The organism is Pseudomonas sp. B23(2017) (assembly GCF_002113725.1).
Lineage (GTDB): Bacteria > Pseudomonadota > Gammaproteobacteria > Pseudomonadales > Pseudomonadaceae > Aquipseudomonas > Aquipseudomonas putida_Z.
Genome location: NZ_NEJM01000002.1, coordinates 411622 through 424866 on the forward strand (window position 1 = coordinate 411622; position 13245 = coordinate 424866).

The 13245-nt window shown below is 64.2% G+C and carries 10 protein-coding genes; 6 read left to right on the forward strand and 4 right to left on the reverse strand.

Going from position 1 to position 13245, the window contains the following annotated elements; translation table 11 throughout:
• Window positions 1-88: 88 nt before the first annotated feature.
• From kdpF to CAG46_RS05230, 6 genes are all read left to right on the forward strand, one after another.
• Window positions 89-178 carry a K(+)-transporting ATPase subunit F gene (gene kdpF, locus CAG46_RS05205; protein WP_003251485.1) on the forward strand — a complete coding sequence of 30 codons (90 nt, stop codon included), beginning with the start codon at window positions 89-91 and terminating at the stop codon, window positions 176-178.
• A gap of 9 nt (window positions 179-187) precedes the next feature.
• The gene (kdpA, locus tag CAG46_RS05210; protein WP_085614433.1) at window positions 188-1882 is read left to right on the forward strand and encodes a potassium-transporting ATPase subunit KdpA; all 1695 of its coding nucleotides are present in this window, start codon (window positions 188-190) and stop codon (window positions 1880-1882) included.
• A 9-nt stretch (window positions 1883-1891) separates the two neighbouring features.
• The gene (kdpB, locus tag CAG46_RS05215; protein WP_085614432.1) at window positions 1892-3946 is read left to right on the forward strand and encodes a potassium-transporting ATPase subunit KdpB; all 2055 of its coding nucleotides are present in this window, start codon (window positions 1892-1894) and stop codon (window positions 3944-3946) included.
• 10 nt (window positions 3947-3956) lie between these two features.
• Window positions 3957-4508: a potassium-transporting ATPase subunit KdpC gene (kdpC, locus tag CAG46_RS05220; RefSeq protein WP_085614431.1), complete on the forward strand. Its 552-nt coding sequence runs from the start codon at window positions 3957-3959 to the stop codon at window positions 4506-4508.
• A 156-nt stretch (window positions 4509-4664) separates the two neighbouring features.
• Window positions 4665-7319 carry a sensor histidine kinase KdpD gene (locus CAG46_RS05225; protein WP_085614430.1) on the forward strand — a complete coding sequence of 885 codons (2655 nt, stop codon included), beginning with the start codon at window positions 4665-4667 and terminating at the stop codon, window positions 7317-7319.
• Window positions 7316-8011, forward strand: coding sequence for a response regulator (locus CAG46_RS05230; protein ID WP_085614429.1), 696 nt, complete (start codon window positions 7316-7318; stop codon window positions 8009-8011). Before CAG46_RS05225 ends, CAG46_RS05230 begins: the two co-directional genes overlap by 4 nt.
• A gap of 296 nt (window positions 8012-8307) precedes the next feature.
• Here CAG46_RS05230 and CAG46_RS29035 read toward each other — a convergent pair whose 3' ends face one another.
• Genes CAG46_RS29035 through CAG46_RS05245 form a run of 4 tightly spaced genes read right to left on the reverse strand, consistent with a single transcriptional unit; the run spans window position 8308 to window position 13216 of the window.
• The gene (locus CAG46_RS29035) at window positions 8308-9078 is read right to left on the reverse strand and encodes a DUF6708 domain-containing protein (protein WP_256575051.1); all 771 of its coding nucleotides are present in this window, start codon (window positions 9076-9078) and stop codon (window positions 8308-8310) included.
• Window positions 9060-10862: a hypothetical protein gene (locus tag CAG46_RS28855; RefSeq protein WP_178080676.1), complete on the reverse strand. Its 1803-nt coding sequence runs from the start codon at window positions 10860-10862 to the stop codon at window positions 9060-9062. Before CAG46_RS28855 ends, CAG46_RS29035 begins: the two co-directional genes overlap by 19 nt.
• A 27-nt stretch (window positions 10863-10889) precedes the next feature.
• On the reverse strand, window positions 10890-12260 hold the full coding sequence (locus tag CAG46_RS28860) for a T6SS effector BTH_I2691 family protein (RefSeq protein WP_178080677.1): 1371 nt from the start codon (window positions 12258-12260) through the stop codon (window positions 10890-10892).
• 2 nt (window positions 12261-12262) lie between these two features.
• Complete coding sequence (locus CAG46_RS05245) at window positions 12263-13216, reverse strand: hypothetical protein (protein WP_085614428.1); 954 nt, start codon at window positions 13214-13216, stop codon at window positions 12263-12265.
• Window positions 13217-13245: the final 29 nt, after the last annotated feature.

Consider the following 13245-nt stretch of genomic DNA (forward strand, 5'->3'; position numbering starts at 1 on the left):
TCCCCACCCCCCAATCTCGCCCCTTTACGCCCCTCGATCGGACAATTTCCCCAAAGCGGCCCAAGCCGCACCACGGGGAGAACCACACATGAACATGCTCGACGGGCTGTCACTGCTGCTGGCAGTGGCATTGGCGTTTTATCTGCTGGTGGCGCTGCTGCGCGCCGATCGCAGCTAGGGAGCGGCCATGCACAGTTACGACTTCGCCTTGCTGTTGGCATTTTTCGCCATCGTGCTGCTACCGGCACCCTGGCTCGGGCGGTTCTACTTCAAGGTCATGGAAGGCCAGCGCACCTGGCTGTCGCCGGTGCTGGGCCCGGTCGAGCAGGCCTGCTACCGGCTGGCGGGCGTGCGCGCCAGCCAGGAGCAGAGCTGGCAGCAGTACACCCTGGCCCTGCTGGCCTTCAACCTGGCCGGGTTCCTGCTGCTGTTCGCCGTGCTGCTGTTGCAGGGCTACCTGCCATTCAACCCGCAGCATCTGCCCGGCCAGGAATGGTCGCTGGCGTTCAATACCGCGGTCAGCTTCGTCACCAACACCAACTGGCAGGCCTACAGCGGTGAGGCGTCGGTCAGCTACCTGAGCCAGATGCTCGGCCTGACCGTGCAGAACTTCGTCAGCGCTGCCACCGGCCTGGCCGTGCTGGTCGCCCTGTGCCGCGGCATCGCCCGGCGCAGCGCCACGACGCTGGGCAACTTCTGGGTCGACATGACCCGCGCCACCCTCTACGGCCTGCTGCCGCTGTGCCTGCTGCTGGCGTTGCTGCTGGTGTGGCAGGGCGTACCGCAAACCTTGGCCGACTACGCCCATGCGGTCACCCTGCAAGGCACCGAGCAGACCATCCCACTGGGCCCGGCCGCCAGCCAGATCGCCATCAAGCAGCTGGGTACCAATGGCGGTGGCTTCTTCGGGGTCAACTCGGCGCACCCGTTCGAAAACCCCACGGCCTGGAGCAACCTGTTCGAGGTGGCTTCGATCATCCTCATTCCGGTGGCGCTGGTGTTCACCTTTGGCCACTACGTGAAGGACCTGCGCCAGAGCCGCGCCATTCTCGCCTGCATGCTTGCCCTGTTCCTGATCGGCGGCAGCACGGCGTTGTGGTCCGAGTACCAGCCCAACCCGGCCCTCGAGAGCGCGCAGGTACAGCAAAGCGCGCCCATGGAGGGCAAGGAAAGCCGCTTCGGCACCACCGGTTCGGTGCTGTGGACAGTGACTACCACCTCTGCCTCCAACGGTTCGGTCAATGCCATGCACGACAGCCTCAACCCGCTGACCGGCATGGTGGCGATGGTCAACATGATGGTCGGTGAGGTGATCTTTGGCGGCGTTGGTGCAGGGCTGTACGGCATGCTGCTGTTCGTGCTGATCGCGGTGTTCCTGGCCGGGCTGATGATCGGCCGCACCCCGGAATACCTGGGCAAGAAGCTGCAGGCCCGCGAGGTGCAGTTGCTGGTGGCGACCCTGCTGGTGATGCCGGTCGGCGTGCTGGTGCTCGGCGCCATCGCCGCCAGCCTGCCAGGCCCGGCGGGTGCGGTCAGCAACCCGGGTGCGCATGGCTTCAGCCAGCTGCTGTACGCCTACACCTCGGGCACGGCCAACAACGGCTCGGCCTTTGCCGGCTTCGGTGCCAACACGGTGTTCCACAACCTGATGATCGGCCTGGCCATGCTTGTCGGCCGCTTCGGCTACATCCTGCCGGTGCTGGCGCTGGCCGGCTGCCTGGCGGCGAAGAAAAGCGCGCCCCAAGGGCTGAACAGCTTCCCCACCCATGGCCCGCTGTTCACCGGCCTACTGCTGGTCACCATCCTGCTGGTCGGTGGCCTGACCTTCCTGCCGACCCTGGCCCTTGGGCCGATCGCCGAACACTTGAGCCTGGGTTTTTGAGGACCGACCATGAACATGCCCATTCCTGAAGTACAAACTCGGCATAGTGCCAAGGACCAGACCCGCTTCGCCGCGTTGTGGCGCCCGGCGCTGGTGCAGGCATTCGTCAAGCTCGACCCGCGCCAGCTCAAGCGCTCGCCGGTGATGCTGGTAGTCGCCCTGACTGCTGTGCTGACCACCGTCCTGTGCTTCGCCCCCGGCAGCGGCGTGAGCACCGGCGTTGCCGTGCAGATCGCCCTGTGGCTGTGGTTCACCGTGCTGTTCGCCAACTTCGCCGAGGCCCTTGCCGAAGGCCGTGGCAAGGCCCGCGCCGACAGCCTCAAGGCCGGCAGCCAGGGCCTGACCGCCCAGCGTCGCAAGCGCGATGGCAGCTACGAGACCGTCGCGGCCAGTGCGCTGCGCAAGGACGATGTGGTGCGCGTGGTGGCCGGCGAAATGATCCCCGGTGACGGCGAGGTGCTCGAAGGTATCGCTGCGGTCAACGAGGCCGCCATCACCGGCGAGTCCGCGCCGGTGATCCGCGAGTCCGGCGGCGACCGCTCGGCGGTGACCGGCAATACCCGGCTGGTCTCCGACTGGTTGTTGATCCGCATCACCAGCAACCCGGGCGAATCGACCCTCGACCGCATGATTGCCCTGGTCGAAGGCGCCAAGCGGCAGAAGACCCCGAACGAGATCGCCCTCGACATCCTGCTGATCGGCCTGACCCTGATCTTCCTGATCGTGGTGGTGACCCTGCAGCCGTTCGCCCACTTCGTCGGTGGCAGCCTGCCGCTGATCTTTCTCGCCGCATTGCTGGTGACGCTGATCCCCACCACCATCGGCGGCCTGCTGTCGGCCATCGGCATCGCCGGCATGGACCGGCTGGTGCGGCTGAACGTCATCGCCCGTTCCGGCCGCGCGGTGGAGGCGGCCGGTGATGTGCATACGCTGATGCTCGACAAGACCGGCACCATCACCTTCGGCAACCGCCGCTGCAGCGCCCTGCATGCCGCACCGGGCATCACCGCCCGCGAGCTGGGGGAGGGCGCCTTGCTGGCCTCGCTGGCAGACGACACCGCCGAGGGCAAGTCGATCGTCGAGTACCTGCGCCAGTTGCATGACTTCGTCGAACCGGCCGCCGGGCAATTCGAGGCGGTGGCGTTCAGCGCCGAGACGCGCCTGTCGGGCATCGACCTGCAGCAGCACCGCTACCGCAAGGGCGCCGTCGATGCCGTGCTGGCGTTCGTCGGCATGCAACGCCTGGAAATGCCCCTGGCACTGGCCCGTGAAGTGGAGCGCATTGCCCAGAGCGGCGGTACACCGCTGCTGGTGTGCATCGACAAGCGCCTGCTCGGCGTGATCCACCTCAAGGATGTGGTCAAGCCCGCCATCCGCGAGCGCTTTGCCGAGCTGCGCAAGCTGGGCATCCGCACGGTGATGGTGACCGGCGACAACCCGCTGACCGCTGCCGCCATCGCTGCCGAGGCCGGCGTGGATGACGTGCTGGCCGAGGCCACGCCAGAGAAGAAGCTGGCGCGCATCCGCCAGGAGCAGAACGACGGCCGCCTGGTGGCCATGTGCGGCGACGGCGCCAACGACGCCCCGGCACTGGCCCAGGCAGACGTGGGCATGGCCATGAACGACGGCACCCAGGCCGCGCGCGAGGCGGCCAACATGGTCGACCTGGACAGCGACCCGACCAAGTTGCTGGATGTGGTGCAGGTCGGCAAGGAGCTGCTGGTGACCCGCGGCGCGTTGACCACCTTCTCCATCGCCAACGATGTGGCCAAGTACTTCGCCATCCTGCCGGCGCTGTTCGCCGCCATCTACCCGCAGCTGGGCGTGCTCAACCTGATGCACCTGGCCAGCCCGCAGAGTGCGATTCTGTCGGCCATCGTGTTCAACGCGCTGATCATCATTGTACTGATCCCGCTGGCGCTGCGCGGCGTGCGGGTGCAGGCGGCCAGTGCGGCGCACCTGCTGCGGCGCAACCTGCTGATCTACGGGCTGGGTGGCATTGTCGTGCCGTTTGCCGGGATCAAGCTGATCGACCTGCTGCTTAATGCCCTGCACCTGGTCTGAGGAGGCCACCATGAATGCTTATGTACGCCCGGCATTGAGCCTGGCCCTGTTGATGACCCTGGTGACCGGCGCGCTGTATCCGTTGGTGGTGACCGGCATTGCCCAGGTGTTTTTCCCCAGCCAGGCCAATGGCAGCCTGGTGCGCGATGACCGGGGCCAGGTGCGCGGTTCGGCGCTGATCGCCCAGGATTTCCAGGGCGATGGCTGGTTCCACGCGCGGCCATCGGCAGGCGCCTACGCCACCGTGGCCAGCGGCGCCAGCAACCTGTCGCCGAGCAACCCGGCGCTGGCCGAGCGGGTCAAGGGCGATGCGGCTGCGTTGTACCAGGCGCAGCAGGGGCCGGTGCCCCAGGCGCTGCTCACCACCTCGGGCAGCGGCCTCGACCCGCACCTGCCGCCGGAGGCCGTGGCCTACCAGATCCCGCGGGTGGCGGCGGCACGGCAGTTGCCGGTGGAGCGCTTGCAAGGCTTGCTGGAAGAGGCCACCCTCCACCCATTGATCGGCCCGCCGGTGGTCAATGTGCTGGCCTTGAACCAGGCCTTGGAAAACCTCAGTCATTGATAGATGACTTGAGGGGCTAGCAGGGACCCTGTGGGAGCGGGTTTACCCGCGAATGCGTCGGTGGCGCTACTACTGCATTCGCGGGTGAACCCGCTCCCACAGGTACGGTGTTTGTCCCTGGATTTGCGGCTTGCTGGAAATAGCAAAGGATGAAAGATGAGTGACTCCGCCCGCGCAGACGCGCTGTTGGCTACCCTCCCGCGAAGCGGCCGGGGGCGGTTGAAGGTGTTCCTTGGCGCCGCCCCCGGCGTCGGCAAGACCTTCGCCATGCTCCAGGCCGCCCACGCCCAGCAACGCCAGGGCGTGCAGGTGCTGGCCGGGGTGGTCGAAACTCATGGCCGTGCCGAAACCGAGGTATTGCTCGCTGGCCTTCAGCAGCAGCCCCTGCTGCGCAGCCAGTACCGCGGCGTAACCCTCGAGGAAATGGACCTCGACGGCCTGCTCAAGGCCGCGCCGGCCCTGGTGCTGGTCGACGAACTGGCCCACACCAATGCGCCCGGCAGCCGCCACGCCAAACGCTGGCAGGACGTACAGGAACTGCTGGCCGCCGGCATCGATGTGTACACCACGGTCAACGTCCAGCACCTGGAAAGCCTCAACGACAAGGTCCGCGACATTACCGGCGTGCAAGTGCGCGAAACCCTGCCGGACTGGGTACTGCAGGAAGCCTTCGAGCTGGTGCTGATCGACCTGCCACCCCGGGAGCTGCTCGAACGCCTGCGCGAAGGCAAGGTGTACGTGCCCGAGCAGGCGCGGGCCGCCATCGATGCGTTCTTTTCGCAAACCAACCTTACCGCCCTGCGCGAACTGGCCATGCAGACCGCCGCGGCCCAGGTGGATGCCGACCTGGCCCACGGTTATCGCCAACGCGGCCAGGAAGCCCCGGCCCTGCGTGGGCGCTTGCTGGTGGGCGTGGATGGCGACGACCAGGCGGAGCGTTTGGTGCGCCATGCCAGCCGCGTGGCGCAACGCCGCCACCTGCCCTGGAGCCTGGTGCACGTGGACAACGGCCGCCTGCGCGACGAAACCGCGCGCCAGCGCCTGCAAGCTGCCCAGCAACTGGCCGAACGCCTGGGCGGGGAGGTGGTACTGCTGCGTGCTGGCGAAGTGGTGCGCACGCTGATCCAGCATGCCGCCGAACGGCGGGCCAGCCTGGTGCTGGTCGGGCAGTCCCGCGACCGCCTGCGCCGGCGCCTGTTCGGTGCCGGTGTGGCCGCGCGGCTGCTGCGCGAAAGCCACGGCCTGGAAATCAACGTGCTGGACCGCGACGCGCAGCCGCAAGCGCCGCGTTCGGCGGTGCGGCGGGTGTGGGTCTGGCGCCATTACCTGCTGGCGCTGCTGGCAACGCTCATGGCCGCGGGCCTGGCCTGGGCGGTGTCGAGTGTGCTGGCCCTGCCCAACATTTCGCTGGTGTTTTTGGCCGCGGTGTTGCTGGTGGCGGTGCGCAGCAGCCTGGGGCCTGCGCTGGCCTGCGCGGTGCTGTCGTTCCTGACCTACGACTTCCTGTTCATCCCGCCCAACCTGTCGTTCAGGATCCAGCGCGAAGAAGACGTGCTGACCTTGGTGTTCTTCCTGTTGATGGCTGCACTCACCGGCAACCTGGCTGCCCGTCAGCGCCGCCAGTTGCAGGCGCTGCGCGAGACCCAGGCGCAGACCAGCCAGTTGCTCGACCTGTCGCGTCGGCTGACCGTGGCTACCGACCGCCAGGCGGTGTTCAACGCCGCCGGCCAGCATCTGGACGGTTGGCAGGACATGCAGGTGTGCCTGCTGGAGCGCAATGTCGAAGGCCAGTTGCAGGTGGCCAGCGGCGAAGCCCATGCCTTCAGCGATAACGAACGCGCCGCCGCAGAATGGGCCTGGCAGCACGGCCAGGCCGCCGGTCATGGCAGCGACACCCTGCCCAATGGCCGCTGGTGGTGGTGGCCGCTGGCGGTGGATGAACAGCCCCTGGCACTGCTCGGGGTGCGCCCACGTTCCGGCCAGCCGCTCAGCGACCCGCGTCGGCGCCTGCTCACTGCCCTTGGTCAGCCACTGGCCCAGGCCCTGGCCCGCGCGCGCCTGGCCGAACAGCTGGAGGCCGCGCGCCTGCATGGTGAAACCGAGCAGCTGCGCAGCGCCTTGCTCGCGTCCGTTTCCCATGACTTGCGCACCCCGCTGACCGCCATGCGCGGCAGCATCGACAGCCTGCTGGCGCTGGGCGAGGCGATCCCCACTACCGACCGCCGCGAACTGCTGGAGGGTACCCGCAACGAGGCCGAACGCCTCGACCGCTACATCCAGAACCTGCTCGACATGACCCGCCTGGGCCACGGCGGCCTCAAGCTGGCCCGCGACTGGGTGGCGCCGGCCGACATCGTCGGCAGCGCGCTCAACCGCCTGCGCGCGGTGCTGGCGCCGCTGCGGGTACACACCGACGTGCCGGCCGAGCTGCCGTTGCTGTTCGTGCATGCGGCGTTGATCGAGCAGGCCCTGGTCAACGTGCTGGAAAATGCCGCGCGCTTCTCGCCGGCCAATGGCCGGCTGGAGCTGCAGGTGTCGGTGCAGGATGCCCTGTTGTGCTTTGCCGTCAGCGACCAGGGCCCCGGCATTCCCGTGGATGATCGCGAGAAGATCTTCGACATGTTCTACACCGCCGCTCGCGGCGACCGCGGTGGGCAGGGCACCGGCCTGGGACTGGCGATCTGCCAGGGCATGATCGGCGCCCATGGCGGACAGATCCTGGTGGGCGAAGGCATCGATGGCCAGGGCACCAGCATCACTTTATGCTTGCCGCTGCCTCCTCAACCTGAAACCGAAAGCGAAACCCCATGAGTCAGTCCGCCACCCTTCTGGTCATCGACGATGAACCGCAGATCCGCAAGTTCCTGCGCATCAGCCTGGCCTCGCAAGGCTACAAGGTGCTCGAGGCCGCCACCGGCACGGAAGGGCTGGCCCAGGCGGCCTTGGGCAAGCCGGACCTGGTGGTGCTTGACCTGGGCCTTCCGGACATGGACGGCCAGCAGGTACTGCGTGACCTGCGCGAATGGAGCGCGGTGCCGGTGCTGGTGTTGTCGGTGCGCGCCAGCGAAGTGCAGAAGGTCGATGCGCTGGATGGCGGCGCCAATGACTATGTGACCAAGCCGTTCGGCATCCAGGAGTTTCTGGCGCGGGTGCGCGCCTTGCTGCGGCAGGTGCCGCAGGCCGGTGGCTCGGAAGTGGCGGCCAGTTTTGGGCCGCTGATGGTGGACTTTGCCTTTCGCCGGGTGACCCTGGATGGCGTGGAAGTGGCGCTGACCCGCAAGGAGTATGCGCTGCTGGCGCAACTGGCCGGGCACCCGGGGCGGGTGATTACCCAGCAGCAACTGCTCAAGGATATCTGGGGGCCTACCCATGTGGATAACACCCATTACCTGCGGATCGTGGTCGGGCATCTGCGGCAGAAGCTGGGCGATGACCCCACGGCGCCGCGGTTCATCATCACCGAGCCAGGGGTGGGATACAGGCTGGTGGCGCCGACCATGTAACCCCGCTCCCACAGGGTCCCTGCTAATTCAATGAGTCATGTGCAGTCCAAGAGAGATTGCCCAGCCCTTTGGGCTGCGTTGTCGCGTAGAAAACTGAATTCGCAAGCGGCCCGCGTACCCTGTGGGAGCGGCTTTAGCCGCGAAGAATCCAACGCGGTGCATGGCACCGGCTGCGCCGGTGTTCGCGGCTGAAGCCGCTCCCACAGAGTCCCTGCTAATTCAATGAGTCATGTGCAGTTCTATGAGAGCTGGCATGCCGGCGATGGGGCCAGAGCAAGCAGTGTAAGACAGTAAGCTCAGGGGGCGGTTCTCGACTCCAGATCCATTTCCGCTGGCCACTCTACTCGGGGTGCCAGGCGCAGGGCGAACTCACACCAGAGCACATCGTTGTGATCCTTGGGTTCCCCGGGTGGTGGCAGAGCTGAGGGGCCTTCCTGCATGTAGGTGCAGATGTAGGCCCAGGCATGCTGGTCGGCACCCATCGTACTCAGGTGAAAACGGTCGATGACGTTGTTCGTGCCCGGCGCGACGATGGACAGCATGACACCCCATTTGAAAATGACCCCACCGTTTGGCAGGGCGCCGGTTTGTGACCAGCGCTCGGCGCGGACTTGGGACCAGTCGTAACTGACCGGCACGACCTTGCCTTTGTCGAAGGGGTTCCACCATTGGCGTTTGAAGTTGTAGGCGTAGATTTTCTGGCGCGCACGGTTGAACCTGATGGGTTCGTCGCGAGGTGGAGAAATATCCATGCGAAGGCCTATAGTAACCAGCCAGCTAACCAGGAAGACTTCAGATATTGAGAGCAGCAGCGATTTAAAATTTCGGGGATCGAGCGTAAGTGTCATCATGTAAAGGCTAAAGGCGAAAAATATGCACAAGAGGAAGGCGAAGGTTGAAATCACCCCTCGTGAGGATACGCTTTGTCGCGGAATCTCTAAGTAAGTCATGCACTGATGGTTAGGTATTTGATTGCCCATGTATTTTTCTGTTGAGTTGACTGTGTAAGGGTCGGGGAGGTCTTCCTTCCAGCCCGGGCAGGCAGGATTTAATATGGGTCGGGCCATTTTGTCAGGGGCTCCAAGCTGTGCATGTAGTTTTCTGTTATTGTTACATGGGCATGCCCAAGTTCGTCCTGCTTGTCTGGCCAGTAACGCAGGCTAAGTTCAATGGCGTTGATGTGATGATCTATCAGTAAAGGCAGAGCTCCCTGTATGGTCAACGTATTGTTCTTGTTATTGAAACGCACCAAAGGTTGTGGGTTGTCAATATGGCCAAAGACTCCCTTCCCCTTTGGTAGGCTGATCTGCAATTGGTTAGTCGGAGTACTATCACCCGATACGGTAATGATTTCTCTTTGAGCGCCAGTACGATGAATGCTTAAATGCCACTCATGACGAGATGTACCCTCGGCGTATTTAGGCAAGAGGAAGTAATAATTAAGTGTGTATTCTGCGGGTATTGCAGGCTCGTTGCCGATGATCATCCCTTTTGGTTCGGAAGTCTGCATGTTCGTATGATTGGTGAGTTGAGTCCTTATGGAAATCTCGGCTTGAACGCCAATTGCTGCCGCATTCAAAGCACCAATTGCAGTGTCAAGATGCTTCGCTTCGGTCCAGAGACGGTTGTCTTCAGATAATCCCCATCTGCTTTGACGAGCCCAAAGTTCTGTTGAAGAGGATTCGTTTTGCTTTGCCTCGGAAGCTATTGCATAGGCGGCCAGTCCTAGAATGATAGCTATACCGATTGGGCCAAATAATGTGGCGGGTCCGAAAGCTCCAAGTACACCTGCAATGGCGGAAGCGCCAGCCATTATGCCCGCAGTCCTGTATCCATCTGCGGACGTTAAATCTCCGCGCTTATGAGTACGCAGGCTGGCGAACAGGTACTGTGCCCCATCCATCATTCCAGCTATTCCCGCAATACCGGCGCCGTATCGAGCAATACCGGTCCCCAAAGACGTTGTCGTCACTGTTCCGGGCCACGGTATCTTCGGGCGTATGAGTGCAACAGCCAGTCCTGCCGCCTCCACACTCGCCCCAAACAAACCCAGGGAGGAAGACCAGATCGCCGCAAGCGCCTCCGGGTTGTCCTGATGCGTCTCTTGCAACGCTCGATAGTTCTTGCCCAGGCTGTCCTGATGGAACCACATGCTGCCCAAGGCAAATAACAGCCCGGCACTTCCGCTACTCGCTGCAGCATCCCGCAGGCTGCGCATCGCATCGCTTGCCACGCTTTGCGCGGCCGTAGAACTGATCTTCAAACCACTCGTAACCTGCGCACGCAGCGTACCCGCACCAATCGCAACATTGCGTACCAGCGCCCCGACGCCACCGGCTGCACCCTCGCGCAACTGCACCAACCGCGCCTGCAAACTCTCGGCACTTTCCAACGTCCAGAGCATCACCTCGATCATCTGGCTACGGTTACCCACTGCCGCAATATTGATCGCGCCACTCAGCACCATGGCCCGCACCTTGCGGCCCAGTGGGTCACGGAACTGCTTGTCTACCTGCTGCAGAAACGCATCGGTCCTCGCCTCCAGGGCTTCATTGAGCAGGCTCATGTATTCGCCCACTGTCAGCGACACCCGCAGCGGCGTTACCTGCTGCCCCGCAAACAGGGCAAACGCCGAGCGATGCACATGGCCGATCAGGGTCTTGGTCCGTTCACTCAGGTGCTGGCTGAGCGCATTCCCTGCGCTGTTGGTCGCGGCCAGCAACTGGCCAACGGCATCCTGTATCGGCTTGATCATCAGCAGTTGGCCGTCTGCGGTACCGGCGATGCCCTTGATGATGTCGTACACCTTGCCGAAGTCGTCCCCGGACAGCGCGCTGGCCACTTGCTGCATCAGCGTCTGGTTCTTGGCCAGTAGTGCCTAGTAAAGCAGGCTGCGGTCGTCTTCCAGCAGCTGCTGCCAGATATGCTGGGTGATCCCGAGTGGCTGACCCTCCTGCGGCAGGGTTTCGGTAGGCCCGCCGGCCAGGCAGGCGGCCATCATCTGGATGAAGTACTCCACCGAAACGGGGGAGGTCGCGTCATAGTCGTAGTAGCCGATCTGCTGAAACGCCCGCTTGGCATAGTGCCGCGCATACAGATCGCCAACCTGGTCGATCATCGACTGCCAGTTTTTCAGTTCGCGGTCGTAATCGGCCTGGAACGCAGCGCGGGCGCTTTCGTCGTAACGCTCTTCCAGCCGCTCGCGGGCGTCCTGCTGCTTGCGCGCGGTGTTGCGTTCGGCCTGCGCGTCGATGTCCACCGGCGGCAGATACGCCTTGGCCGCGATCGGGCTGTCGTTCCACTGCTCGACCTGTCGGGCTTCCCGCTGCGCGTCCTCGGCACCCTGCACGGCCGCCATGGCAGCGTGCAGTTCGCGGATGCCCAGTAGTGCTTGCGAGGTGAAGTATTCGAAGTGCCGCTGCGGCTGCGCCCGCCATTCCTGCAGGGCCTGCACCCAGCCAGTGCGTTGCGCGTTGAGCTCCATGACCATGCCGACCGGGTCGGGCAGCGTCAGCGCCAGCAGGCCATTGGGCAGTTGTTCCTGCTGAATGACATTGCGCACATGCGTGCGGGTTTCATGCCAGCGGCCCAGGCGGCTGTAAAAGCCATGAGCGCTGGTAAACCTGGCAGAGGAAAAGGTAGAGAACTCCAGCACCTGTTCCAGGCCGAAGCGGAAGCTGTCGGTCATGGCGATGCCGAGGCTGGCAGGGTCGTTGCGTGCGGTGTTCAGGTCCACCTCGACGAAGCGGGCGAGGGTGCCCGGGTCACTGTCGGCGATGCCTTGCCGATAGCGGTCGAGTACCGCACGGGGCCAGGGGTCGTTGGCGAAGGCGATCCAGGCCTTGCGGTAGAGCAGGGTATCGATGTTGATGAACGAGGCGATCACATCGTGGCCTTCGGTGGCGCATACCTTGGGTAACGACCTGGGTGGCCCGAAGGGCATCTGCGATACCGGAAAGCGCTGCAAGGTACCTTCCGCCGCCACCTCGTAGGCCTGCCAGATTTCCTGGTCGAGCAGTACGTAGACATAACCCTGGCGCAGGAGGCGCAACTGGTCGGTGTGCATCGGGTGGAAAATGATTTCGCTATCGTCTGCCAGGCGATAGGGGCGCCCCGTATCCGGGCGCGGGGCGTAGGCCTCGCGGAGCAGCAGAATCGGCAAGCCGGAGCGTTCGCAGGCATTACAGGTGCCGTAGGTGTTGGGGATCTCTTCCTGCATGGCGATGTGGATGGCTTTGCTGATGCTCATGATTAACTCCTTGCCTTTGGCAGGCCGGCGACGATGTGCGACCAGGTGCAGTCGTCGTAGCTGGCGAAGCGGTCCGCCAGGCGCTGCTCGCCGGCCGCTGCCTTTTCCACCTCGTGCTGGATGGGCGGGTGCTGAAGGAGCAGTGGGTGGATCATGAGCATGTGCAGGCACATGCACTGGATATCGGCACGGTCGCGCAGGCCTTGCCTGAAGGCCTTGAGGATCAGATTCATGGCATGGGTGGGGGCGTTTTCCGGCAAGCCTGAGGAACCTGCGAAGTGCCAGGGTCCATGGGGATGCTGCACGGCACTCAGGCGATGCCAGGCGCCGAGCAGTTGAATGATCTGTGGTGCGACGTGCTGGGTCGCCCTTACGGCCTCTGGGACGGCCAGTTCGCCAGCCATGGGTTCTCGCTCGAATACCTCGCAACTGCCACAACCATCGGGATGTAGCCGGCTGCGAACAGGCCCGAGGACTTCGCCTGCGTTTTTCAGGGTTGCGCGCAGCAGCGCCAGCCGCACGGGTTCGAACCAGGCGGTGATACCGTGCGGTTCTGGTTGACGCAGCACCTGACACTGCTGGCTGATGTGCTGGGCGATGAGGTCGGCGGGTTGATCGCTGATCAGCCAGCCACACACGTAGTGCCAGGTAGCTGCCGATTCACGAGCGGCGCAGGTCGCGCTTAATGGGGCAAGGGCTGTGGGCGCATCGCCGGGTTTGGCGAGCCGCACCAGAGCTGGCCAGCACTCAGGATCCTGCACCAGCCCGCTGCAGTCGACGCGCGTTACGGCATCACTACCCAGCGCTTCGCTGAGGGCAGCGATGGCCAGCGGGTGCTCAGGCGGGCAGCCGGCGAATGGGTCCAGTAAAAGGTAGAGGGTCTCTTCTGGTTGGCGCTGCTGGTTGGCGAAGTGATCGACCGACTGCACGTAGCCCTGCGCGGACTGGCTCGACATGAGAAGTTCCTTTTCTTCTTGATGGCGAG

Coding starts and splice junctions, on each gene's coding strand:
- CAG46_RS29035 (WP_256575051.1), bottom strand. CDS start 9,078: ATGGCCCGACCCATATTAAATCCTGCCTGCCCGGGCTGGAAGGAAGAC.
- kdpC (WP_085614431.1), top strand. CDS start 3,957: ATGAATGCTTATGTACGCCCGGCATTGAGCCTGGCCCTGTTGATGACC.
- kdpA (WP_085614433.1), top strand. CDS start 188: ATGCACAGTTACGACTTCGCCTTGCTGTTGGCATTTTTCGCCATCGTG.
- CAG46_RS05230 (WP_085614429.1), top strand. CDS start 7,316: ATGAGTCAGTCCGCCACCCTTCTGGTCATCGACGATGAACCGCAGATC.
- kdpB (WP_085614432.1), top strand. CDS start 1,892: ATGAACATGCCCATTCCTGAAGTACAAACTCGGCATAGTGCCAAGGAC.
- CAG46_RS05245 (WP_085614428.1), bottom strand. CDS start 13,216: ATGTCGAGCCAGTCCGCGCAGGGCTACGTGCAGTCGGTCGATCACTTC.
- kdpF (WP_003251485.1), top strand. CDS start 89: ATGAACATGCTCGACGGGCTGTCACTGCTGCTGGCAGTGGCATTGGCG.
- CAG46_RS28860 (WP_178080677.1), bottom strand. CDS start 12,260: ATGAGCATCAGCAAAGCCATCCACATCGCCATGCAGGAAGAGATCCCC.
- CAG46_RS05225 (WP_085614430.1), top strand. CDS start 4,665: ATGAGTGACTCCGCCCGCGCAGACGCGCTGTTGGCTACCCTCCCGCGA.
- CAG46_RS28855 (WP_178080676.1), bottom strand. CDS start 10,862: ATGCAGCAAGTGGCCAGCGCGCTGTCCGGGGACGACTTCGGCAAGGTG.